Source organism: Burkholderia oklahomensis C6786 (assembly GCF_000959365.1).
GTDB classification, from domain to species: Bacteria; Pseudomonadota; Gammaproteobacteria; order Burkholderiales; family Burkholderiaceae; genus Burkholderia; species Burkholderia oklahomensis.
This window is the reverse complement of sequence record NZ_CP009555.1, coordinates 623,670-647,975: the sequence shown is the minus strand read 5'-3', so window position 1 is coordinate 647,975 and position 24,306 is coordinate 623,670. Positions and strand designations below refer to the sequence as shown.

General features: G+C 69.5%; 19 protein-coding genes. 10 read left to right on the top strand and 9 right to left on the bottom strand.

The window, feature by feature from the left end:
• From sodC to BG90_RS02870, 4 genes are all read left to right on the top strand, one after another.
• Entirely contained in the window at window positions 1-540 is a 540-nt protein-coding gene (sodC, locus tag BG90_RS02885) for a superoxide dismutase [Cu-Zn] (RefSeq protein ID WP_010114360.1), read from the top strand.
• A gap of 104 nt (window positions 541-644) precedes the next feature.
• Window positions 645-1,214 (top strand): dCTP deaminase, encoded by a 570-nt coding sequence (dcd, locus tag BG90_RS02880; protein WP_010102234.1) that lies wholly within the window; start codon window positions 645-647, stop codon window positions 1,212-1,214.
• 85 nt (window positions 1,215-1,299) lie between these two features.
• Window positions 1,300-3,579 (top strand): arginine/lysine/ornithine decarboxylase, encoded by a 2,280-nt coding sequence (locus BG90_RS02875; protein WP_010102235.1) that lies wholly within the window; start codon window positions 1,300-1,302, stop codon window positions 3,577-3,579.
• Between the two features lie 2 nt (window positions 3,580-3,581).
• Window positions 3,582-4,292 (top strand): lysozyme inhibitor LprI family protein, encoded by a 711-nt coding sequence (locus BG90_RS02870; protein ID WP_010114361.1) that lies wholly within the window; start codon window positions 3,582-3,584, stop codon window positions 4,290-4,292.
• 148 nt (window positions 4,293-4,440) lie between these two features.
• Here the strand turns inward: BG90_RS02870 and BG90_RS02865 are convergent, their stop codons facing one another.
• The 5 genes from BG90_RS02865 to BG90_RS02845 all read right to left on the bottom strand — a co-directional run bounded on the left by BG90_RS02865 (window position 4,441) and on the right by BG90_RS02845 (window position 11,076).
• The gene (locus BG90_RS02865) at window positions 4,441-5,115 is read right to left on the bottom strand and encodes an HAD family hydrolase (protein WP_010114362.1); all 675 of its coding nucleotides are present in this window, start codon (window positions 5,113-5,115) and stop codon (window positions 4,441-4,443) included.
• Window positions 5,116-5,396: 281 nt separating this feature from the next.
• Window positions 5,397-6,806: an argininosuccinate lyase gene (argH, locus tag BG90_RS02860; RefSeq protein WP_010114364.1), complete on the bottom strand. Its 1,410-nt coding sequence runs from the start codon at window positions 6,804-6,806 to the stop codon at window positions 5,397-5,399.
• 192 nt (window positions 6,807-6,998) lie between these two features.
• On the bottom strand, window positions 6,999-9,785 hold the full coding sequence (locus tag BG90_RS02855) for a fimbria/pilus outer membrane usher protein (RefSeq protein WP_010114371.1): 2,787 nt from the start codon (window positions 9,783-9,785) through the stop codon (window positions 6,999-7,001).
• A 39-nt stretch (window positions 9,786-9,824) separates the two neighbouring features.
• Window positions 9,825-10,550 (bottom strand): fimbrial biogenesis chaperone, encoded by a 726-nt coding sequence (locus BG90_RS02850; RefSeq protein ID WP_010114373.1) that lies wholly within the window; start codon window positions 10,548-10,550, stop codon window positions 9,825-9,827.
• A 7-nt stretch (window positions 10,551-10,557) separates the two neighbouring features.
• Window positions 10,558-11,076, bottom strand: coding sequence for a Csu type fimbrial protein (locus BG90_RS02845; RefSeq protein ID WP_010114375.1), 519 nt, complete (start codon window positions 11,074-11,076; stop codon window positions 10,558-10,560).
• A 58-nt stretch (window positions 11,077-11,134) separates the two neighbouring features.
• On the opposite strand from BG90_RS02845, the gene BG90_RS34585 reads away from it, so the two are divergent.
• Together BG90_RS34585 and BG90_RS02840 are read left to right on the top strand one after the other, a co-directional pair.
• Window positions 11,135-11,470, top strand: coding sequence for a hypothetical protein (locus BG90_RS34585; protein ID WP_124072296.1), 336 nt, complete (start codon window positions 11,135-11,137; stop codon window positions 11,468-11,470).
• A gap of 26 nt (window positions 11,471-11,496) precedes the next feature.
• Window positions 11,497-12,507, top strand: a complete 1,011-nt coding sequence (locus BG90_RS02840) for a Csu type fimbrial protein (protein ID WP_045568044.1) — start codon at window positions 11,497-11,499, stop codon at window positions 12,505-12,507.
• 73 nt (window positions 12,508-12,580) lie between these two features.
• On the opposite strand, the gene BG90_RS02835 is transcribed toward BG90_RS02840, so the two are convergent.
• The gene (locus tag BG90_RS02835) at window positions 12,581-13,393 is read right to left on the bottom strand and encodes a helix-turn-helix transcriptional regulator (RefSeq protein WP_010114379.1); all 813 of its coding nucleotides are present in this window, start codon (window positions 13,391-13,393) and stop codon (window positions 12,581-12,583) included.
• 189 nt (window positions 13,394-13,582) lie between these two features.
• Here BG90_RS02835 and BG90_RS02830 point away from each other — a divergent pair, with 189 nt between their 5' ends.
• The gene (locus tag BG90_RS02830) at window positions 13,583-14,338 is read left to right on the top strand and encodes a class I SAM-dependent methyltransferase (RefSeq protein WP_010114381.1); all 756 of its coding nucleotides are present in this window, start codon (window positions 13,583-13,585) and stop codon (window positions 14,336-14,338) included.
• 279 nt (window positions 14,339-14,617) lie between these two features.
• Here BG90_RS02830 and ppc read toward each other — a convergent pair whose 3' ends face one another.
• Window positions 14,618-17,599: a phosphoenolpyruvate carboxylase gene (gene ppc / locus BG90_RS02825; RefSeq protein WP_025989715.1), complete on the bottom strand. Its 2,982-nt coding sequence runs from the start codon at window positions 17,597-17,599 to the stop codon at window positions 14,618-14,620.
• A 320-nt stretch (window positions 17,600-17,919) separates the two neighbouring features.
• On the opposite strand from ppc, the gene hemC reads away from it, so the two are divergent.
• The 3 genes from hemC to BG90_RS02805 are packed head-to-tail and all read left to right on the top strand — an operon-like array spanning window position 17,920 to window position 22,077.
• Window positions 17,920-18,903 carry a hydroxymethylbilane synthase gene (gene hemC / locus BG90_RS02815; RefSeq protein WP_045568043.1) on the top strand — a complete coding sequence of 328 codons (984 nt, stop codon included), beginning with the start codon at window positions 17,920-17,922 and terminating at the stop codon, window positions 18,901-18,903.
• Entirely contained in the window at window positions 18,903-20,882 is a 1,980-nt protein-coding gene (hemDX, locus tag BG90_RS02810; protein WP_010114401.1) for a fused uroporphyrinogen-III synthase HemD/membrane protein HemX, read from the top strand. Before hemC ends, hemDX begins: the two co-directional genes overlap by 1 nt.
• 4 nt (window positions 20,883-20,886) lie before the next feature.
• Complete coding sequence (locus BG90_RS02805; RefSeq protein WP_010114403.1) at window positions 20,887-22,077, top strand: heme biosynthesis protein HemY; 1,191 nt, start codon at window positions 20,887-20,889, stop codon at window positions 22,075-22,077.
• A gap of 102 nt (window positions 22,078-22,179) precedes the next feature.
• Here the strand turns inward: BG90_RS02805 and BG90_RS02800 are convergent, their stop codons facing one another.
• Window positions 22,180-23,487 (bottom strand): MFS transporter, encoded by a 1,308-nt coding sequence (locus BG90_RS02800; protein WP_010102257.1) that lies wholly within the window; start codon window positions 23,485-23,487, stop codon window positions 22,180-22,182.
• A 53-nt stretch (window positions 23,488-23,540) separates the two neighbouring features.
• Entirely contained in the window at window positions 23,541-24,299 is a 759-nt protein-coding gene (locus tag BG90_RS02795; protein ID WP_010102258.1) for an SDR family oxidoreductase, read from the bottom strand.
• Window positions 24,300-24,306 lie beyond the last annotated feature (7 nt).

Here is a 24,306-nt window from a genome sequence, read left to right as displayed (position 1 = left end):
ATGAAACGACGACTCGACGGCGTGCCGGGCTGGCTCGCGCGCCATGCGCCGCTTGTCCTGGCCGCCATCGGCCTCCTGGCCGGCTGCACCACGTTTGCAACGCCGCACGAAAAGCGCGCCGACGCGCTGCTCCAGCCGACGGTCGGCAGCCAGGCGCGCGGCACGGTGACGCTCGCCGAACGTCCGGACGGCGTGCAGGTCACGTACAACTTCGCGGGCCTGCCGCCCAACAGCGATCACGCGCTGCAGGTCCACGAGCGCGGCGACTGCAACGCCGCCGACGGCTCGAGCGCGGGCGCCGTGTTCGCGCCCGCGGCGGACCGCCTGCGCGCGGGCGCGCGCGTCGGCGGCGATCTCGGCAACATCCACGCGGACGCGAACGGCGTCGCGGCGGGCTTCATCGTCGCGCCCGACGTCGCGCTCGACGGCGTGCGCTCGGTGCTCGGCCGCTCGGTGCTCGTCCACCGCGACCCGAGCGATCCGGCGTTCCCGCAGCACGGCGCGGGCCCCGCGCTCGCGTGCGGCGTCGTGCGGCAATGACGCGAGTCGGTCCGTTCCCGATCGCGTAAAATGTGCGCCTTTCATGGCCGCCGGACCGTCCGGCGGCATCCATCCAGACACGCAGCGTTTTCCGGCGCCTTTTTATGAGCATCAAGTCCGACAAGTGGATCCGGCGCATGGCCGAAGAGCACAAGATGATCGAGCCGTTCGTGCCCGATCAGGTCCGCACCGCCGAAGACGGCCGCAAGATCGTCAGCTACGGCACGTCGAGCTACGGCTACGACATTCGCTGCGCGGACGAATTCAAGATCTTCACGAACATCAATTCGACGATCGTCGATCCGAAGAACTTCGACGAAGGCTCGTTCGTCGATTTCAAGGGCGACGTGTGCATCATCCCGCCGAACTCGTTCGCGCTCGCGCGCACCGTCGAGTACTTCCGCATTCCGCGCACCGTGCTGACCGTGTGCCTCGGCAAGTCGACCTACGCGCGCTGCGGGATCATCGTCAACGTGACGCCGTTCGAGCCCGAATGGGAAGGCTACGTGACGCTCGAATTCTCGAACACCACGCCGCTGCCCGCGAAGATCTACGCGAACGAAGGCGTCGCCCAGGTCCTCTTCTTCGAGAGCGACGAGGTGTGCGACGTGTCGTACGCGGATCGCGGCGGCAAGTACCAGGGACAGCGCGGTGTCACGCTGCCGAAAACCTGATCTGGTTGCATATCGGAACACCGACCAGTTTCCGGGTGACCGCTGCGCGTCTCGCGCCGCGGTCGTTCTTTTTGGAGAATCGCCCATGAAGTTTCGTTTCCCCGTCGTCATCATCGACGAAGATTTCCGCTCCGAGAACATCTCGGGCTCCGGCATCCGGGCGCTTGCCGAAGCGATCGAGAAAGAGGGCGTCGAAGTCCTCGGCTTGACGAGCTACGGCGATCTGACGTCGTTCGCGCAGCAGTCGAGCCGCGCGTCGTGCTTCATCCTGTCGATCGACGACGACGAACTCATGCTCGGCGAAACCGGCCCGGACGGCGAACTGCCCGAACTCGCGACCGCGATCATCGAGCTGCGCGCGTTCGTGACCGAAGTGCGCCGCCGCAACGCGGACATCCCGATCTTCCTGTACGGCGAGACGCGCACGTCGCGCCACCTGCCGAACGACATCCTGCGCGAGCTGCACGGCTTCATCCATATGTTCGAGGACACGCCGGAGTTCGTCGCGCGCCACATCATCCGCGAGGCGAAGGTCTACCTCGATTCGCTCGCGCCGCCGTTTTTCAAGGAGCTCGTCAAGTACGCGGACGAAGGCTCGTATTCGTGGCACTGCCCGGGCCACTCGGGCGGCGTCGCGTTCCTGAAGAACCCGCTCGGCCAGATGTTCCACCAGTTCTTCGGCGAGAACATGCTGCGCGCGGACGTCTGCAACGCGGTCGACGAGCTCGGCCAGCTGCTCGACCATACGGGGCCCGTGGCCGCGTCCGAGCGCAACGCGGCGCGCATCTTCAGCGCCGATCACCTGTTCTTCGTGACGAACGGCACGTCGACGTCGAACAAGATCGTCTGGCACGCGACCGTCGCGCCGGGCGACATCGTGCTCGTCGACCGCAACTGCCACAAGTCGATCCTGCACGCGATCACGATGACGCACGCGATTCCGGTGTTCCTCACGCCGACGCGCAATCACTTCGGCATCATCGGGCCGATCCCGCGCGACGAGTTCAAGCCGGAGAACATCCGCAAGAAGATCGAGGCGAATCCGTTCGCGCGCGAGGCGCTGAAGAAGAACCCGAACCTGAAGCCGCGGATCCTGACGATCACGCAGAGCACGTACGACGGCGTCGTCTACAACGTCGAGCAGATCAAGGACTTGCTCGGCGACTTGCTCGACACGCTGCACTTCGACGAAGCGTGGCTGCCGCACGCGGAGTTCCATCCGTTCTACCAGGACATGCACGCGATCGGCGCGGGCCGGCCGCGCACGGGCGCGCTCGTGTTCGCGACGCACTCGACGCACAAGCTGCTCGCGGGCATCTCGCAGGCGTCGCAGATCGTCGTGCAGGATTCGGAGAACCGCACGTTCGACCGCCATCGCTTCAACGAGGCGTACCTGATGCACACGTCGACGAGCCCGCAGTACGCGATCATCGCGTCGTGCGACGTCGCGGCCGCGATGATGGAGCCGCCGGGCGGCACCGCGCTCGTCGAGGAATCGATCGCCGAGGCGATCGACTTCCGCCGCGCGATGCGCAAGGTCGACGCCGAGTACGGCGCCGACTGGTTCTTCAGCGTGTGGGGTCCGGACAACCTGTCGGACGAGGGCATCGGCTCGCGCGCGGACTGGCTGCTGAAGCCGAACGACCGCTGGCACGGCTTCGGCCCGCTCGCGGAAGGCTTCAACATGCTCGACCCGATCAAGGCGACGATCATCACGCCGGGGCTCGACGTCGACGGCGAGTTCGGCGAGACGGGCATTCCGGCCGCGATCGTCACGAAGTACCTGGCCGAGCACGGGATCATCGTCGAGAAGACGGGCCTGTACTCGTTCTTCATCATGTTCACGATCGGCATCACGAAGGGCCGCTGGAACTCGATGGTCACCGAGCTGCAGCAGTTCAAGGACGACTACGACAACAACCAGCCGCTCTGGCGCGTGCTGCCGGAGTTCGTCGCGCAGTTCCCGATCTACGAGCGCGTCGGCTTGCGCGATCTCTGCACGCAGATCCACGACGTGTACCGCGCGAACGACATCGCGCGTCTCACGACCGAGATGTATCTGTCGAACATGGAGCCGGCGATGAAGCCGTCCGACGCGTTCGCGAAGCTCGCGCACCGCGAGATCGACCGCGTGCCGCTCGACGAGCTCGAAGGCCGCGTGACGAGCATCCTGCTGACGCCGTATCCGCCGGGCATTCCGCTCCTGATCCCGGGCGAGCGCTTCAACAAGACGATCGTCAATTACCTGCGGTTCGCGCGCGACTTCAACGAGCGCTTCCCGGGATTCCATACGGACATCCACGGTCTCGTCGCGGAAGAGATGAACGGCCGCACCGAGTACTACGTCGACTGCGTGCGTGACTGACGATGATCGAAGTCCGGAAGACGCTCGTGCGCTTCGCCGCCGTCGCGCTGGCCGCTTGGCTGGCGGCGGGCGCGACGCATGCCGAGGTCGCGGCGGCCGATCCGATCGACGTCGCGATGCGCCAGTGTCTCGCGCGGCGCGACCGCTCGTCGACCGCCGGCCAGATCCAGTGCATGGACGAGGCGCGGCAGCAGTGGCTCGCGGAAGTCGACGCCGCGTATCAGCGGTTGCAGAAGGCGGCGCCCGCCGATGCGCGGCGCGGCTGGCAGGAGAGCCAGCGCCGCTGGCTCGCGTGGCGCAAGGATGAAGCGCATCTGGTGCGCGCGGTCTACGACACGACGCAGGGGACGATGTACGCGATGGCGAGCGCCGACATGCGGCTGCAGCCGGTGCGCGATCGGGCGCGCGCGCTGCGCGGCGCGGCCGACCGCTATGCGCAGCCGGGCGGCGGCAAGGGCGCCGTGCATCGCGTGCGGCCTTGCATGCGCGATGCGGCGTGCGAGCACGCGCTCTTCGACATGAACCGCTATTACGCGAAATTGCAGTCGCGGATGCCCGCGGCTTCGCTGCCGACGCTCGCGCAGGCGCAGCGCGAATGGGCGGCGTTTCGCGACGCGATGACGCCGCTCATCAGCGAGGACGAACGGGTCGATCTGATCGGTGCGCGCGTCGCGACGCTCAAGCGGTTCTCGGAGACGGTCAACAATCATTGAGCGCCGTGCGGGCGCTCCGTGCGCCGGGGCTCATGTCTTGCGCGGGCGGCGTCGATCCGCCTCGGATGCCGCCCGCCCGTGCTTGCGATTTTCTTCGAACGCGCGTGCCCGTCGGTGCCGGTGTCCGTGCGGCGGGCGCCGCGCCGACTCACGCGAGCTGCGCGGCGCGCGGCCCGAACCACGCCGGCACGAGCGCGACCGCGTCGTCGAGCGTGGCGAGCACACGCAGGCTCAGCGCGACGATCTCGGGCGTCGGCGCCTTCAGGTCGGGCACGGTGACGACGGATGCGCCCGCGCGCGTCGCGGCGAGTGCGCCGAAATCGCTGTCCTCGAACGCGACGCACGCGGGCGCCGGCAAGTTCAGCCGCTCGGCCGCGAGCCGGTAGACGGCCGGATCGGGCTTGCCGCGTTCCACTTCGTCGCCGCCCGCGATCGCGGCGAAAAATTCCAGTACGCCGACCGCGTGAAGCCGCGTGCGAATCACGTCGCGCGCGGACGACGACGCGACCGCGCACGGAATGCCGGCGCGGGCGAGCGTGCTCAGCAGCGCATGCGCGCCTGTCTTCAGCGGAAATTTCGGATGAGGCTGCGGCGCGGCGAGTTGCTCGCGCACCTGCGCGGACACCGAGCGGAACGCTTCGCCGCCGAGCAGTCCGGCGAGGACCGTCTGGCCTTCCCGGAACGAGCGGCCGACGATCTGCAGGTAGTCGGCGGAGGACAGCGCGACGCCGTGAGCGCGCGCAACGTCGATCCACGTGTTCATGATGGTCCGCTCGGAGTCGACGAGCAGGCCGTCCATATCGAAGATTGCCGCTGAGAACATGGGTTCCGTCCGTGAATCGATGCGTGGGTCGCCGGCGCGGGGCCATCGCGCGTTCGAGCGGCGGTGCCGCCGCGCGCCGCGCTTGCCCGAATCCGGAAGCGATGCGCGCCGTCTCGATGATCGCCGCTCGTCGGGTCGCGTTGCGCTGCGCTTCACGCGTCCGGCTTCGTGAAATCCGTGCGCGGCGGCGATGAGCCGCTTGCGGGCACCGCAGCCGGGCGCGTATCGCGCCGCGGATGAAAAGACGGACACCGCCCGGTGTCCGCCACGTGCATGCCGGCTTACTTGCCGAGCGCCGCGCGCGCCGCCTTCACCGCCGCGCGCACCTGGTCGGGCGCGGTGCCGCCCGGATGGTTGCGGCTTGCGACCGAGCCTTCGAGCGTCAGGTAGTCGAACACGTCGTCGCCGATCAGGTGCGCGACGTTCGGCAGCTCCTGCTTCATCTCGTCGAGCGTCAGGTCCGCGAGATCGCAGCCGCGCACGTCGCAAACCTTCACCGCGTGCGCGACCGCCTCGTGCGCGTCGCGAAACGGCAGCCCGCGCTTCACCAGGTAGTCGGCGAGATCGGTCGCGGTCGAGAAGCCCTGCAGCGCGGCGGCGCGCATCGCGTCCGGCTTCACCGCGATGCCCGCGACCATCTCCGCGAAGATCCGCAGCGTGTCGGCGACCGTGTCGACCGTGTCGAAGAGGGGCTCCTTGTCTTCCTGATTGTCCTTGTTGTACGCGAGCGGCTGGCCCTTCATCAGCGTGAGGAGCGCCATCAAGTGGCCGTTCACGCGGCCCGTCTTGCCGCGCGCGAGCTCGGGCACGTCCGGGTTCTTCTTCTGCGGCATGATCGACGAGCCGGTGCAGAAGCGGTCGGCGATGTCGATGAAGCCGACGCGCGGGCTCATCCACAGCACGAGCTCTTCCGAGAAGCGCGACACGTGCGTCATCACGAGCGCGGACGCCGCCGTGAATTCGATCGCGAAATCGCGATCGGACACGGCGTCGAGCGAGTTCGCGCAGATGCCGTCGAAGCCGAGCGTCTTCGCGACCGCGTGGCGGTCGATCGGATAGCTCGTGCCCGCGAGCGCCGCCGCGCCGAGCGGCAGGCGGTTCACGCGGGCTCGGCAGTCGCGCATCCGCTCGGCGTCGCGCGAGAACATCTCGACGTACGCGAGCAGGTGATGGCCGAACGTGACGGGCTGCGCGACCTGCAGGTGCGTGAAGCCCGGCAGGATCGTGTCCGCGTTCTTGTCGGCGAGGTCGATCAGCGCGCCGCGCAGGTCGTTCAGGAGGCCGCCGATCCGGTCGATCTCGCCGCGCAGCCACAGGCGGATGTCGGTCGCGACCTGGTCGTTGCGCGAGCGGCCCGTGTGCAGGCGCTTGCCCGCGTCGCCGATCAGCGCGGTCAGGCGCGCCTCGATGTTCAGGTGGACGTCCTCGAGATCGAGCTGCCATTCGAATTCGCCGCGCTCGATCTCGCCCTTGATCTGCGCCATTCCGCGCTCGATCGCGGCGAGATCGCCGGCGCTGATGATCTTTTGCGCGGCGAGCATGTTCGCGTGCGCGAGCGAGCCGGCAATGTCGACGAGCGCGAGCCGCTTGTCGAAGAAGACCGACGACGTGTAGCGCTTGACGAGCTCGGACATCGGTTCCGAAAAGCGGGCCGACCAGGCCTCGCCCTTTTTGTGCAGTTGGGACGTCATGGCGATTCTTAGAGGGGAGTGGAGCGGCGCGCGCCGCGAATGGATATCGCGGATTTTAGCATTCGCGCGGCGGGCGGCCGGTGCGGGGGTGTCCGGGGCGGCGCGGAGCGGGCGGCGTGGCGGGAGGCGTGGCGGGAGGCGCGCGCGCCGGCTCGCCGGCGGTCCGGCGCGCGCCGCGGCGGCCTCGCCGCGTCACTTCAAGTCGCAAGTCAGGGGCCCGATCGTCGGCGGCGTGCCGTCGGCCGGGCGCGCGTAGTCGAACGCGACCGCGCAGCGCTTGCCGCGGCCCGTTATCTCCAGATGATTGACGGCCGCGAGGCCGGTCACGAACGTGAGCCCGTCGTAGCCGACGATCGTGCCCGCGCCGCTCTCGCGATGCGTGACCGAAAGCCCGGGCGGCAGCGGCGCGCCCGATGCGTCCTGCAGGACGATCGACGCCGACTGCTCGCGCACGATCGAGAAATGCGCGAGCACGCCCGAGCGCGACTGCGGGACGACGTTGCGGAGCGTGTCGGACACGCGCGCGTCGAGCGGCAGCTTCAGCGTGTCGATGCCGATCCGGTTGTTCTGATACGCGTTCAGGTCGGGGATCAGCAGATGGCCGTTGCGGTCGGTCGCGCCGATCACGCGGTTCTCGTGCAGCACCGGCACGCCCGGCGATGCGTCGGTCGACACGAGCGCGAAGCCGTCGTCGATGCGCCGCGCGAGGAGCGCGTTGCCGTCCATCAGCACGACCGCGCCCGTCACGTCGAGCGCCGCGTTCTGCCGTCCCGCGATCGTCTGCGCGAGCGCCGTCACTTCGCCCGCGCGGCCGAGGTACTGCGCCTGCGCCTGGCCGTAGCGCGTGCCGCCCGCGTCGCCCGCCTGCGCGCTCCAGCCGAAGCCGCCGCCGTAGTCGGGCGCGCGCATCGCGTTCACGTTGTAGATCGTCTTGCCGTTCTGCCGGCCGACGTTCGTGTTGACCGACGTGTTGTTGCCGAGCGCGACGTTCAGGCTCACGAACACGCCGCGCGAGCCGCGCTGATGAAAGTCCTGGAATGCGCTGACGTTGATCGACGCCAGGCTGCCGACGTTCACCGAGTACGACACCGAGCCGATCCGCGACGCCTGCAGGCCCGGATGCTTGAGGCCGATGTAGCTGATCGCGAACGTCTGCGAACGGATGAACGGCAGCGACAGCGTCACGCGGTCGGTCGCGGTCGGCACCGGCGTGCCGTCGCGCGCGGCGAGGTCGCCGTAGTTGCCGTACGCGCGCAGCGTCTCGGCATCGATCGAGAAGCGCGGGCGCACCAGCTGATAGCCGAGTCCGACCTGCGTGCCCGCGAGGCGTCCGACGCTTTGCGCGATCGACGCGCTCGCGACGCCCGCGCCGCCGAGCCGCGCGAGCGCGCCGGCGCCCGCGTTGTAGAGGCCGGGCGTCGCCTCCGCGTGCGCCTCGACGGTCAGGCGCTCGCTCGCGCCGTAACGCGCGGTCGCGCTGACGGCCGGGCGGCGCGTGTAGTCGAACGAACGCAGGCCCCACGCGCGCCGCAGGAAGCCCGCCTCGACCGAGTAGCTCGCGAGGCCGGGGGCGAGCATTCGCGTGTCGATGTAGAGCGGCAGCGACGTCGCGATCGTGCGCCCGAGCGCGTCGCGCGTGACGACGGTCGCATTGCCCGCGCCCGTGATGCCCGGCACGCTGTTGATGACGAACGGGCCGCTCGGCACGTCGCCGCTGAACTGGCGCACGCCGTTCACGTACAGATCGACCGTCGACGGCACGACGGCCGTGCCCGCGAGCGCCGGCACCGGAAACGTCACGAGGTCCGGACGCAGCGCGAAGTTGCTGCGCCACTGCAGGCCGCCCAGGCGCAGCGAGCGCGTCCACGCGAGCGACGACGAGATCGTGTCGCCGATCTGCGCCGTCGTCAGCGATTTCGGATCGGACGTGCTCCACGACGTGTCGTAGCGCGTGTAACGCTGTCCGCCGTGCTGGAAATACGCGACGCCCGTGCTGCTGAACACGCCGGCCGGATCGAAGTAGCGCGCTTCGTGCCACAGCGCGGCGCCTGCGCGGTCGGTCGTCTGCGCGTACAGATCGTAGTTCAGCACGACGCCGCGGCCGGAGCTCGCGGGAATCGTCGGCGCGAGCGCGCGCGTGTCGTACGTGTGCGGGATACGCAGCGCGTCGGGGACGACGAGGTCGATCGTCTGGCGCGCGGCGTCGTAGCGGTAGCGCAGGCCGTCGAGCGCATCGAGCGCGACGAGCGCGTTCGCGGGCTGCCGCAGCCGCGATGTCGCGATGCCGATGTCGTTCAGATCGTCCTGGCTCGCGTAGAAGCGGCCGTCGGCGAAGGCGAAGTGCACGATGAGATGCGTCGGCTGGCCGTTCAGCGACACGTCGAGGTACAGGTCGTTCGCGGGGACGGTCGCGTCGACGCCGGGAACGGGCAGGCTCGTCGTCGGGGCGGGCGACGCCGGCAGCGCGGCCGGCGCGGCGGCTGCGGCGAGCGTGGTTCGGGCGTTCGACGAAGAGGCGGACGTGAGCGATGCGGCCGGCGTGGACGCTGTCGCGCGCGAGGACGGCACGGGCGGCGCGCGCGAGACGGGCGGCACGATCGAATCCGCCGTGGCCGCCGATGCGACGGGCTTCACAGCGGACGTCGCCGCCGCGCCAACCGTCGCGGGCGCAATGGCCCCGACGGACGTGGCCGCAACGGCGTCGCCCGATCCCGCGAAGTCGGCCGGGCCGCCGGTACGCACGCGATCGCCGGACGCCGCCGCGGATGCCGCCGTGAACGCGGCGGGATGCGCCGACGCGGCGCGTGCGCCGGCGCCCGCCGCATCGGCTTCCGTCGGCATGGACGCGTTCTGCGCGCGTACGCCCCGACTCGCCGCCGCCGCCGCGAGCGTCGCGACGGCGAGTGCGATCGTCAGTCTGACGAACCGTCGATGCCGCCCAAGGTCCGTCGAGCGGTGCGCGAGGCGGACAGTCGGCACGTTCGAGCGAGTGGTTTGGAGGATCGGTCTAAGTTGTCGTCAAGGCGGGCCCACGTCCGCCTCGACCGGTTGAGTGTTGATTGCCGCGCGCACCTTGCGGATGCGCGGCACGACCTGCGTCGTGTCGAGCCGCAACGGCCATTGCCGCATACCGCCGGCAAGCGCGTAGCCGAGGAGGCCGGGCGCGATCTCGTAAGTCTTGCCGGCGTCGTCGACGAGCCGCACCGACGCGATCTGCGCATGCCGCCCGCCTTCGTTCGTCACGCGCAGGAGCCAGCCGGTCGCGCCGCGCATGACGCGCCACGCGAGCTTCGGCGGGCCGAGCGCGGTGTCGGGCGAGACGAACACCGGGATCGAGTAGCGCAGCCGGATCGCGATGCCGTTGACGACGGGCGCGTCGGGCATCGGCAGCTCGTCGATCAGCACGCGATAGCTTTCTTCGCGACGCGGCTTGTCGCGCGCGACGCGCACGAGCCGCACGAGCTGCTCGCTTTGCCCGCCGATCTGCAGCAGCGGCGGGCTCGCGACGAGCTCCGGCGCGGGCGCGAGCACGTCGTTGCCCTGGTCCTGGCTCCAGCGGTAGGTGCGCACCTGCCCGTAGATCGCCCGAGCGCCGGGATTGCGCAGCGCGACGCCCGCCGCCGGATTGTCGGCGGCCATCTCGACCGTGACGGGAGAGATCTGCAGCGTCGCGGCGCCGGCGGGCGCGGCGGCTCCGGCTGCGATGGCGAGAGCAGCGAGCCAGCGGCGGACGAGCGACGTCACGGGCGGGTCAGAAGGTGATGGTCGCGGTGATGGTCGACTGGTAGGTATCGGGCTGCGGCGTCGTCTGCGCGGGCACCTGGCCGTACACGTTGAGCGTCTGCGCGCCGCCGTTGCCGGTGCCGCTCACCGTGTCGGTGCCGACCGTGTTGCCCCAGACCGTCGCGTGGCCCGAGTCCTGGTAGAGCTGGAAGCCGACCGTCGTGCTGGTGTTGCCGGTCGTCGTGCCGGCGAGCAGGCGGCTCGAGACGGTCGAACCGGACACGCTGCCCGCGTTGAGCCCGACGTTGTACGGCGTCGTGTTCGTGCAGGTGACGGACAGCGTCGTCTGCTGATTGACGGCCGTCGCGAGCACGCCGTTCGTGCCGAACGACAGCGGATTGGCGGAGATCGTGCAGTTGGCCTGGATCGTCAGCGAAACGGTGAAGGTGGCAGTGGCGGTCGCGGCCGTCGCCGGATGAAACGACGGCGTGGCGAAGAGGACAGTGGCAGCGAGGGCCGACAACAGCGGGCGTTGAAGGGCATGCATCGCAATCGCTCCGTAGCTATGTTTATTTTCCCGTCATTGTCTTGCCGCTGGCATCGAAATGTCAGGCGCGCCGTTCAACGAAAGCGCGATAAACCGAAAGCGTATTTTTTTGCGTTCCCTAACAAGACTAGCCGACGATTTCATTCTCGGCAACGGGAAAATGCCGGTGAATGATCAGGAGATAAGCCTGTGCAACGGGCCCAATACACTGTCGAGCGATGACGGCGAAATTCGCGAAAAATCGCATCGCAGCAAACAGGCCGGCGGAAGCAGTGCTTTACCTGGCGGCATTTCGCCGGCTGCGGGATGCGGGGCGATTTCTGAATCGCTCGGTAGCGTGTCGGCGTTGGTCGGGCCTCTCTTTGTCGGTCGCCGAAAATCGAATGGCGCGTAATGATGGTTATACTGAAGCCGCCCCGAATGCTTGAGATGCGTCAAAAAATGGCGATTACAAATATCAGGCAATGTGATTCGAAACAATGGCTGCTAGCGATGCTGATTGTGTTGCTGCTGGCCGGCCCGTGGGGTGCCGCGCGCGCCGAGACCTGCTCGGTGACGACGCCTGCGCCGAACTTCGGATCGGTCGATCCGATCACGCTGGCGGCCGTCTCGACGACCGCGACGATGACGGTCACCTGCACGTGGTCCGCCGTCACGGCGACACCGAACGTGCTCGTCTGCCTGAACCTCGGCGGCACGACGCCGCGCTATCTGACGAACGGCTCGAACCAGATGCTGTACGACCTGTACCAGGATTCGGGCCACACGCTGAGCTGGGGTTCCACATACTCCGGCACGACGCCGATCTCGCTCACGCTCGTGAAGCCCGCGCTCAGCACGACCACGAGCTCGAACGTCACGATCTACGGCCAGATCGCCGCGAACCAGCCGACCGTGCCGACGGTCGGCAATGCGAGCACCACCTATTCGCAGACGTTCGGCGGCACCACGACGTCGCTCAACTACAACTTCTATACGCTGACGGCGACGCCGTGCGCGTCGCAGGCGTCGGCGGGAACATTCCCGTTCACCGCGACCGCGACCGTCGTCAACGACTGCTTCATCAGCGCGACCAACGTCGCGTTCGGGGCGACGGGCGTGATCCAGAGCGCGCTGACGGCGACGGGCACGATCAGCGCGCAATGCACGAACGGCGACGCGTTCGTGATTGCGCTGAACGGCGGCGTGAGCGGCAGCGTCGCGGCGCGCACGATGCAGCGCACGGGCGGAACCGACACGGTCGGCTATCAGCTATATCTCGACGCCGCGCATTCGACGATCTGGGGCGACGGCACGGCCGGCACGTCCACGGCGACGGGAACGGGCAGCGGCGTGTCGCAGTCGCTCACCGTGTACGGCCAGGTGCCCGTGCAGACGACGCCCGTGCCCGGCACCTACAACGACACGATCACCGCGACGATCACGTTCTGATGCGGCTTCGCCGCGTTTCGCGCGGCGCGGCTCGCATGCGCATGCGAACGCAGGCGCGCGCTCGCTTCCGCGGTCATGCGCCTTCGCGAACCAGCACGACGAGCTTCAGGTCTTCGCGATGCGCGGGCTTGAGCGTCATCTGCTGATAGACGACGCGGCCTTCGCGCGGATGGTCGAACGCGCGCTCGCCGCCTTCGCGCTCGCCGACGTCCTGCGACGCCCAGTAATGCGCGAACGCGTCGCTTTCGGCGAGCAGCGAATCGATCAGCGTGCGAGTGGGCGCGTCGTTCAGATGGCGGATCGTGTCGGCGCGGAATTCGGCGACGAGCCGCCGCGCGCGCGTCTCCCAATCGACGATCAGCGCGCGGGCGGCGGGCGACGTGAACGTGAAGCGCAACAGGTTGCGATCGTCGCGCTCGCCGTCGAGCCAGCCGGTGAAGAGCGCGGCCGCCGCGTCGTTCCACGCGAGCGCGTTCCACTGGCGGTCGAGCACGTACGCGGGCGTCGCGATGAGCTTCACGGCCGCGACGAGCGTCGCCGGCACGTCGGTCGCCGCGAACTCGGGCTCGGCCGGGTCGCGCTGCGCGGCGAGCTCGAACAGATACGCGCGCTCGGCGCGCGACAGCCGCAGCGCGACCGCGATCCGCGCGAGCGCGTCGGCCGACGCCGACACTTCGCGGCCTTGCTCGATCCACGTGTACCAGGTCGGACTCACGCCGCACAGCTGCGCGACCTCCTCCCGCCGCAGTCCGGGCGTCCTGCGCCGCGGGCCGGGCGGCAGGCCGACCGCCTCCGGGGCCAGCCGTTCCCGGTGCGCGCGAATGAAGTCGCCGAGCGCGCGGGCCGGCGTGGAGTCGAGAAACGGAGGGGCAGGCGGGCGGCTCATGTGGGTCTGGTCGGGCGATGCGCGTGAGGACGAAGATCGGAAAACGGGCTCCGGCCGGCTGGCTGGTGGAGCGGATACCAGGATAATTGCTTGGCTTGTACCGGTACCAATCGGGCTCTATTGTAGCGGCTCAAGGCGGCCGATGCAGTCGGCCGACCGCCTACGATCCCCGCGACAAGGAGTCAGCCCATGAAGCATCACGACCAGGTCGCCGACGCGTTCGGCACGACCGCGTCCGCCTATTTGACGAGCGCCGTCCACGCGACGGGCGCCGATCTCGACACGCTCGCCGCCGAGATCGGCGCGACGCCCGATGCGCGCGTGCTGGATCTCGGCTGCGGCGCGGGCCACGCGAGCTTTGCCGCTGCGCGCGGCGGCGCGAAGGAGGTGGTCGCGTACGATCTCGCGCCGCGGATGCTCGCGACGGTCGAAGCCGCGGCGCGCGAGCGCGGCCTCGCGAGCGTGCGGGTCGAGCAGGGCGCGGCCGAGCGGCTGCCGTTCGCCGACGCGTCGTTCGACTGGATCGTCAGCCGGATGAGCGCGCACCACTGGCACGACGTGCCGCGCGCGCTCGCCGAGGCGCGCCGCGTGCTGAAGCCGGGCGGCCGCGTGCTGTTCGTCGATATCGCGGGCGCCGATCATCCGCTCGTCGACACGCATCTGCAGGCGGTCGAGGTGTTGCGCGACGCGTCGCACGTGCGCGACTATCGCGCGGACGAGTGGCTCGTATTTTTTGCCGCGGCGGGCTTTACCGCGCAGGTGCGCGAACGCTGGCGCCTGCCGATCGCGTTCGAGGGCTGGGTTGCGCGGATGAGGACGCCGGAGGTGCGCGCGAACGCGATCCGCGCGCTGTGGGCGGGCGCGCCCGACGAGGTGCGCGCGTACTTCGATGTGCAGCCGGACGGCTCGTTCGAGCTCGATGCGGTGATGATCGACGCGCGCTGACGAGGCGGGGCGATGCCGGGGCGGACGCCGGGACGCCAAGACGCCAAGACGCCAAGTCGCCAAGTCGCCAAGTCGCCAAGTCGCCAAGTCGCCAAGTCGCCAAGTCGCCAAGTCGCGCGCCCTTCGGTTCAAATCGAAGCGCCTTCGCGAACGCCACAGCAAAAAAGAAAACGGCCGTGCAGCACGCACGGCCGTCATCGTTTCGACGCAGGCGTCAAGCGCGAGCACCTCGACCTCGCGCGCGACGTAACACCGCCGCGCGCGACGCCCCCATCGCGCTCAGCCCGTATTGCGCAGGCCGGCCGCGATCCCGTTGATCGTCAAATGGATCCCGCGCCGCAGGCGCGCGTTCGTGTCGCCCGAGCGGTGCCGCTTGATCAGCTCGACCTGCAGGTGGTTGAGCGGATCGAGATACGGAAAGCGGTTCTTGATCGAGCGCGCGAGGAGCGGATTCGCGGCGAGCCGCGCGTCGCTGCCGGTGATCTCGGCGAGCGCGTCCGACGTGCGGTGCCATTCGGAGACGATCCGCTCGAACACGTGCTTGCGCAGCTTCTTGTCGGCGACGAGCTGCGCGTAGCGCGACGCAACCGCGAGATCCGTCTTCGCGAGCACCATGTCCATGTTCGACAGCAGGTGCGCGAAGAACGGCCAGGTCTTGTTCATCTTCTTCAGCAGCGCGACCCGCTTCGCGCGCTCGGCGGCGTCCTTCGTGCCGTCGAGAAATGCGGCGACCGCGCTGCCGAAGCCGTACCAGCCCGTCAGCAGCAGCCGGCACTGGCCCCACGAGAAGCCCCACGGAATCGCGCGCAGGTCCTCGATCTTGCGGTTCTTCGGATCCTGCAGCTTGCGCGACGCCGGCCGGCTGCCGATGTTCAGCTCGGCGATCTCGGTGATCGGCGTCGACGAGAAGAAGTAGTCGGTGAAGCCGGGCGTCTCGTAGACAAGCGCGCGGTACGAGGCCATCGCGGCGTCGGACAGCGCCTGCATCGCCGCCTCGAACGCGGGCAACTGCTTCGGCGCGTTGCGGTGCGGCAGGAGCGTCGCCTCGAGCGTCGCGGCGACGACCGTTTCGAGGTTGCGCCGGCCGATCTCCGGGTTCGCGAACTTGCTCGCGATCACTTCGCCCTGCTCGGTCAGGCGGATCTGGCCGTTCACCGTGCCGGGCGGCTGCGACAGGATCGCCTGGTAGGTCGGGCCGCCGCCGCGGCCGACCGTGCCGCCGCGGCCGTGGAAGAGGCGCAGCTTGATCCCGCGCTCGCTGAACAGATCGACGAGCGCCAGTTCCGCACGATAGAGCTCCCAGTTCGACGTGAGAAAGCCGCCGTCCTTGTTGCTGTCCGAATAGCCGAGCATCACTTCCTGCTCGTGGCCCTGGTGCGCGACCAGCTCGCCGACGCCCGGCAGCGCGAAGAACTCGCGCATGATGTCGGGCGCGTTGCGCAGGTCGGCGATCGTCTCGAAGAGCGGGATCGCCATCAGGCCGTTGCGCGCGTTCGCGTGCGGCGTGCCGAGCGTGCCTTCGAAGAGGCCTGTTTCCTTCTGCAGCAGCAGCACCTCGACGAGATCGCTCACCGTCTCGGTGTGCGAGATGATGTAGTTGCGCACCGCGCGCGGACCGAACTGCGCGCGGATCGCGTGCGCGCGCTCGAGCACGCCGAGCTCGCTTTTCGCGAGATCCGAGTAGTCGAGATACGGCGAGCGCAGCGGCCGCGGATCGGCGAGCGCCGCGAGCAGCACGCGCAGCTTGTCCGCTTCGGCGAGCGCCGCGTAGTCGGGCTCGACGCCGCCGCGCGCGAGCAGCTCGGCGATCACCGCTTCGTGGATGTCCGAGCTTTGCCGCAAGTCGATGCTCGCGAGATGGAAGCCGAACACCTCGGCCGCGCGCATGAGCGGCGCGAGGCGCGGCGTCGCGAGCGATTCGCCGTGATGCAGCGCGAGCGAATCCGTCAGCACGCGCAGATCGGCGGCGAATTCCTCGGCGTCCGCATACGGCGTCGCGCGCACGGGCGCGGCGCCGCGGCCCGCGCTGCGCACGGGCACCGCGCCTTCGCCGAGCCGCACGCGCGCGCTCGCCGCAAGCCGCGTGTAGACGCCGATCAGCGCGCGCCGATACGGCTCGTCGACGCGGTGCGGCGACTGGTCCGGCGACGCGGCCGCGAGCGCCTTCAGCGCGTCGTTCGCCCCGACGAGCAGGTTCGACACGGAGAGCTCGGCGCCGAGCTTGTGCACCTGCTCGAGGTAATGCTCGAAGATCACCGCGGCCTGGCGGTTGATCGCTTCGTCGAGCGTCGCGGCCGTGACGTTCGGGTTGCCGTCGCGGTCGCCGCCGATCCAGCTTCCCATCTGGAAGAACGCGGGCACGCGCGCGGGCAGGCCGTGCTCGGCGAGCGCTTCCTCGATGTCCGCGTAGAGCGCGGGCAGCTCGTCGAGGAACGTCGCGCGGTAGTACGACAGCGCGTTCTCGATCTCGTCGGCGACCGTCAAGCGCGCGTCGCGCAGCATCCGGGTCTGCCAGAGCGTCGTCACGCGCGCGCGCAAGAGCGCCTCGTTGTGCGCGAACTCGCGCGCGGTCAGCGGCTGGTCGCGCTCGGCCAGCAGATGCGCGATGTCGTGCTGCGCGTCGAGAATGCTCTTGCGCTGCACCTCGGTCGGGTGCGCGGTCAGCACGGGCACGATGAGCGCGCCTTCGAAGAACCGCTTGATCACCTTCGACGACGCGTCGCCCGCTTCCTTCAGCTTGTCGAGCGCGTACGCGACGGTGCCCGCCTGCGGCGCGGAGCCCGCGAGCGCGTGGATCCGGCGGCGGCGGTTGTGATGGCGGTCCTCGGCGATGTTCGCGAGATGCGAGAAATAGCTGAACGCGCGCACGACGCTCACCGTCTGCTCGGGCGTGAGCTTGCGCAGCATCTTCTCGAGCGTCTGCGCGGCGGCGCTGTCGTCCTCGCGGCGGAACTTGACGGCGGTCTGGCGGATCGTCTCGACGACGTGGAACACGGCGTCGCCTTCCTGCTCGCGGACGACGTCGCCGAGCAGGCGGCCGAGATAGCGGATGTCTTCGAAGAGCGGGCGGTCCTTGTCCTCGCGCGTGCGGCCGTGCGGTTTGGCCGGCGCGGCGCTCGCCGGCCGGGCCGCGTTCACGGCGGCCTCCTTCGGCTTGCGGGCCGTCTGCGTGCGGCGGAGTTGGGCATCGGCGTTCGCCGGGGAGGAGGAGGACGAGACAGCATTGCGGCGCGTCGCGCGCGCCGATCCGGAAGACTTCACGATCGATTTCCTTGGGAAAGCACGAGTGAACGGGAACTGCGGTCCAGCAACAGCGAGCGCGATCAAGCGGAGCGGCGGCGCGCGCTGCACGGCGCGCGAGACGCGTCGCGCGCGGCCCCGTCGGACGACGAAACCGGGCGACGCGGCGGCTGCGGACCGGACCATGACGCGGATGCCGGATTCCACCTCGAACCGAACGACCGTTCGGGACCTTGACGCGGACCGTGCGGGCCGCCCGCGCCGGCCGCCCGGCGGGCGGAGGCGCAAGGCGCGCGTGCTACCATAGTCCGTTCCTAATCCCGTCCTGCGATGTCCCTGCAATGAACACCGAGACTCTTTCGGCCGAGCTGCCCGCGACGCTGACGATCGCGTCGCGCGAGAGCCGCCTCGCCATGTGGCAAGCCGAGCATGTGCGTGATGCGCTGCGCAAATTATATCCAGCTTGCGACGTGAAAATCCTCGGAATGACGACCCGCGGCGATCAAATTCTCGATCGCACGCTTTCGAAGGTCGGCGGCAAGGGGCTCTTCGTGAAGGAACTCGAGAACGCGCTCGCCGACGGCCGCGCGGATCTCGCGGTGCACTCGCTGAAGGACGTGCCGATGGAACTGCCCGAAGGCTTCGCGCTCGCGGCCGTGATGAGCCGCGAGGATCCGCGCGACGCGTTCGTGTCGAACGCGTACGCGTCGCTCGCCGAGCTGCCGGCGGGCGCCGTCGTCGGCACGTCGAGCCTGCGCCGCGAAGCGATGCTGCGCGCGCGCTATCCGCAGCTCGACGTGCGGCCGCTGCGCGGCAACCTCGACACGCGGCTCGCGAAGCTCGACCGCGGCGACTACGCGGCGATCATCCTCGCAGCGGCCGGCCTTAAGCGGCTCGGCCTCGCCGCGCGGATCCGCGCGCTGCTCGACGTCGACGACAGCCTGCCCGCCGCGGGCCAGGGCGCGCTCGGCATCGAGATCGCCGCGCGCCGCGCGGACGTCGCCGCATGGCTCGCGCCGCTTCACGATTGCGCGACCGCGCTCGCGGTCGAGGCCGAACGCGCGGTGTCGCGCGCGCTGGGCGGCAGCTGCGAGGTGCCGCTCGCCGCGCACGCGGTGTGGCGCGGCGACGAGCTGCATCTGACGGGCAGCGTGTCGACGACGGACGGCCGCCGCGTGCTGAGCGCGCGTGCGCAGGCCCGCGCCGCGACGCCCGCCGACGCGCTCGCGCTCGGCCGCGCCGTGTCCGACGATCTCGAGCGCCAGGGCGCGCGCGCGATCGTCGACGCGCTCGTCGCGGCGAGCGCGCAACAGGGCGGCGCGTGATGGCGGGCGCGCCGCGCGCGTTCACCGCGGTGCTCACGCGTCCCGACGGACAGTCGGCGGCGCTCGCGGCGCAGCTTGCCGCGGCGGGCATCGACGTGCTCGACTTTCCGCTCATCGACATCGCGCCGCTCGCCGACGATGCGCCGCTCGCCGACGCGTTCGCGCGGCTCGATGCGTACGCGCTCGTCGTGTTCGTGTCGCCGAACGCGATCGATCACGCGCTCGCTCGGCTCGGCGCGATCTGGCCGCATCCGCTGCCGATCGGCGTCGTCGGGCCGGGCAGCGTCGCCGCGCTCGCGCGGCACGGGATCGCGGCGCCCGCGCATCGCGTGATCGCGCCGCGCGAGCCCGGCGACGGCGGCGAGCCGCACTACGATTCTGAAAATCTCTTCGCCGAGATCGAGCGCGCGTTCGGCGGCGCGGCCGATCTCGCCGGCAAGCGCGTGCTGATCGTGCGCGGCGACGGCGGCCGCGAATGGCTCGCCGAGCGGCTGCGCGACGCGGGCGCCGAAGTCGAGCTCGTCGCCGCGTACCGGCGCGTGACGCCCGAGCCGTCGATCGGCGCGTGGGAGCGCGTGCACGCGCTGCTGTCGGGCGCGCCGCATGCGTGGCTCGTGACGAGTTCGGAAGGCGTGCGCAATCTGCAGGAGCTCGCGCACGAGCATTTGAACGAGGCCGAGATCGATGCGCTGAAGCATGCGCAGTTCGTCGCGCCGCACCCGCGTATCGTGGAGACCGCGCGCGCACTCGGTTTTGATAGGATTACGCTGTCCGGCGCGGGCGATGAGCGTATCGTCCGCGCGTTTCGTACGTTGGCCGATCAGGCCGATCAACCGGCGACTGCCGCACCGATGCCTTCTCGCATGACAGACACCAACGATACCAAAGACGTCTCTTCCAAACCGGCCGCGGCCCCCGTTCCGCCGCCGAATCAACCGTTTACGCCGTTTGAAACGAAAGAGCGGCGCAGCGGCTCGAATGCGGCGCTCTGGTTCGTGATCGTCGTGATCGCGGCCGCGGCGGGCGTCGGCGGCTATGCGCTGAACCGCAAGGTCGACCGTCTCGACCAGCACGCGGTCGAGCGGCAGAAGGCGCTCGACGCGCAGACGGCCGAAATCCGCACGAAGACCGAGCAGGCGCTTTCGAGCGTGCATCAGGCCGACTCGCAGCTGTCGCAGCTCGAAGGCAAGCTCACCGATGCGCAGACCGCACAGACCGCGCTGCAGCAGCAATATCAGGACCTGTCGCGCAACCGCGACGCGTGGATGATCGAGGAAGTCGGCCAGATGCTGTCGAGCGCGAGCCAGCAGCTTCTGCTGACGGGCAACACGCAGCTCGCGCTGATCGCGCTGCAGAACGCCGATTCGCGGCTCGCGGCTTCGCAGAGCGCGCAGGCGGTCGTCGTGCGCAAGGCGGTCGCGCAGGACATCGAACGGTTGAAGGCCGCGCCGTCGGCGGACCTCACGGGGCTTGCGATCAAGCTCGACGACGCGATCACGAAGGTCGACGCGCTGCCGCTCTCGGGCGAAACGTTGACGCCGCACGCGCAGACGAATCCCGACGTCGCCGCGAGCGCCGAGCAGGCGGCCGCGGCGGCGGGCGAGCCGCGCTGGAAGGCGTGGTGGCGCGGCTTCTCGGCGGGCATTGGCGCGCAGCTGAAGTCGCTCGTCGAGGTGCGCCGCATCGATCACGCGGATGCGATGCTCGCGTCGCCCGAGCAAGGTTACTTCGTGCGCGAGAACGTGAAGCTGCGCCTGTTGAGCGCGCGGCTGTCGCTTCTCTCGCGCAACGACAGCGCGATGAAGTCCGATCTGCATGCCGCGCAGGCGGCGGTCGCGCGCTACTTCGACGGCGCGTCGAAGGACACCCAGATCGTTCAGGATCTGCTCAAGCAGGTGGACGCCGCGTCGCTGACGGTCGCGGTGCCGAACCTCAACGCGAGCCTGAACGCGGTTCAACAGTTCAAGAGCCGGGGTTGACGACATGACGCTGCGTGGAATCATTTGGCTCGCCGTGCTGTTCGCGATCGCCGCGGGGCTCGCGACGGTCGGCCGCTTCGATACCGGCCAGGTGCTGATCGTCTATCCGCCGTATCGCGTCGACGTGTCGCTGAACTTCTTCGTGCTCGCGGTCATCGTCGTCTTCATCGTGCTGTACGCGCTGATGCGGATCGTGCGCAACGTGTGGCGGATGCCGCAGCGCGTCGCCGCGTATCGCGCGCGGATGCGCAACGAGCGCGCGCAGGCGTCGCTGCGCGACGCGCTCGCGAACCTGTACGCGGGCCGCTTCTCGCGTGCGGAGAAGGCCGCGCGCGACGCGCTCTCGGTCGACGCGAACCAGGGCGCGGCGAGCCTCATCGCCGCGGCGGCGACGCACCGGATGCACGAGTATGCGCGCCGCGACGAGTGGCTCGCGAAGGTGAGCGGCCAGGAATGGCAGGACGCGCGCCTGCTCGCGACGGCCGACATGCGCGCGGACGGCCGCGACGCCGAAGGCGCGCTCGCCGCGCTCGCCGAGATGCAGGCGTCGGGCGGCAAGCGGATCCACGCGCAGCAGATCGCGTTGCGCGCGCAGCAGCAACTGAAGAACTGGGCCGAGGTGCTGAAGATCGCGAAGGCGCTCGAAAAGCGCGAGGCGCTGCATCCGGCCGCCGCCGTGCGTCTGCGCCAGCAGGCGGCCGAGCATCTGCTGCGCGATCGCCGGCACGACGCCGACGCGCTCCTCGAGGTGTGGCAATCGCTGTCGGCGGCCGAACGGCAGTCGCCGCGTCTCGCGGATCTCGCCGCCGAACTGCTGATCGCGCTCGAGCGCCGGCAGGAAGCGCGGCGGATCGTCGAGGGCGCGCTCGCGCACAACTGGAACGCGCGGCTGTTGCGCCGCTATCCGGACACGGCGGGTCCCGACGCGCTTCCGTTGATCCAGAAGGCGGAGGGCTGGCGCCGGGACCGTCCGGAAGACGCCGACCTGCTGTTCGCGCTCGGCCGCCTGTGCCAGCAGCAACAGCTGTGGGGCAAGGCGCAGTCGTTCCTCGAATCAGCGCTCAAGCTCGCCGACGACGAGCCGCTCAAGATCCGCACGCATCGCGCGCTCGCGCGCCTGTTCGAGCGGCTCGGCGAGTCGGACAAGGCCGCGCAGCACTATCGCGAAAGCGCGCTCGCGATGACGATCGTCTGAGCGTTCGCGCCGGGTTCTCGCTCGGCGGGCAGCGAAGGCGAAAAGAAAGCGGCGGCCTCGATGGCCGCCGTTTTCGTTTGAATCGATGCGACGCGAATCGGCTCAGATGTCGACGAGCGTCTTCGGCACCGATAGCGCGAGCAGCCCGCCCAGCACGAGGAACCCGGCGAGCATGTACATCCCCGCGTCGTTCGACGCCGTCGCCTGCTTGAGCCAGCCGACGAGATACGGGCTCAGGAAGCCGGCGAGGTTGCCGATCGAATTGATGATCGCGATGCCCGCCGCGGCGGCCGTGCCGCCGAGGAACGCGGTCGGCAGGCTCCAGAAGAGGGGCAGCGTCGTCAGGATGCCCATCGTCCCGATCGTGAGGCCGAGCATCGCGAGCAGCGTGTCGTGCGCCCACATGACGGACAGCACGAGCCCGAGCGCGCCCACCGCCGCGGGGATCGCGAGGTGCCAGCGCCGCTCGCGGCGGCGGTCCGCGCTGTGCGCGACCAGGAGCATCGCGACGACGGCCGCCGCGTACGGCACCGCGGACAGCAGGCCGATCGCGAACGCATCGGTCACGCCGGTCGACTTGATGAGCGTCGGCAGCCAGAAGCCGACGCCGTAGAGCCCCATCACGAACGAGAAGTAGATGAGGCCCATCAGCCACACGCGCGGACTCGTGAACACGACGGAGAGCGACAGGTCTTCCTTGCGCGCATCCTCGAGCGCGATGTTGCGCGCGAGCAGCGCCTTTTCGTCGTCGTCGAGCCACTTCGCCTTCACGATCCGGTCGTCGAGCGCGAACAGCAGCAGAATGCCGACGAGCACCGACGGCACCCCTTCGAGCAGGAACAGCCATTGCCATCCGTGCCAGCCGTTCGCCCCGTCGAAGGATTTCAGGATGTAGCCGGAGATCGGGCCGCCGATGACGCCCGACAGCGCGACGGCCGTCATGAAGAGCGTCGTCATCCTGCCGCGGCGGTGCGCCGGATACCAGTAGGTCAGATAGAGGATCACGCCGGGGAAGAAGCCCGCCTCGGCGGCGCCGAGCAGGAAGCGCATCGTGTAGAACATCGCGGGCGTCGACACGAACATCGTCAGCGCCGAGATGATTCCCCACGTGACCATGATCCGCGCGATCCACACCCGCGCGCCGACCCGGTGCAGGATCACGTTGCTCGGGACTTCGAACAGAAAGTAGCCGACGAAGAAGATCCCGGCGCCGAGACCGTAGACCGCATCGGACAAGTGCAGGTCGGACGCCATCTGCAGTTTCGCGAAGCCGACGTTCACGCGGTCGAGATACGCGACGACATAGCAGAGCAGCAGCAGCGGCGCGAGCCGCCACGAGACCTTGCGATAGGTTGCCGCCTCGAAGGCGGACGGCGGGGTCGGCGTGAACGCCGGCGCGGTGCTGGCCATGCTTGTCTCCTCTGGCACGTGTTGATTGCGACGGGCGGCGCGCGCCGCCGCGTTCAGACGCAGCGGCCGCCGTCGACTTCGAGGCACACGCCGGTGACGAACTCGGCGTCGTCGGATGCGAGATAGAGCGCCGCGTTCGCGATGTCCTGCGGGGTCGACAGGCGGCCGAGCGGGATTGTCGAAATGAAGCGCGCGCGGTTCTCCGGCGTGTCCGGCACGCCCATGAACTCGCTCGTGAGCCCGGTCTCGCCGAGCACCGGGTTCACGCAGTTCACGCGGATCCGGTCGGGGCCGAGCTCGACGGCGAGCGTCTTGCTCGCGGTGATCATCGCGCCCTTCGTGCTGTTGTACCAGACGAGGCCGGGGCGCGGCCGCACGCCCGCCGTCGATGCGACGTTGACGAACGCGCCGCCGCCCGCCCGGCGGAAATGCGGAACGAACGTCTGCACGCTCCAGTAGAGGCTCTTCATGTTGACCGCGTATACGCGGTCGTATTCGGCTTCGGTCACGTCGAGCACCGGCTTGTTGCGATGCGTCGTGCCCGCGTTGTTGACGACGATCTGCACGCCGCCGAACGCGTCGAGCGCCGCGTCGAGGAGCGCGCGCCAATCGTCGCCGCGCGATACGTCGCCCGCGACGGCGAGCGCGCGTCCGCCCGCGAGCGCGATTTCGCTCGCGACGCGCTCGGCCGCCGGCGCGTTCAGATCGTTGACGATGATGCACGCGCCTTCGCGCGCGAACGTTTTCGCGATGCCTTCGCCGAAGCCCGAGCCTGCGCCCGTGACGACGGCGGTCTTGCCGCTGAGCCGCATCAGTTGT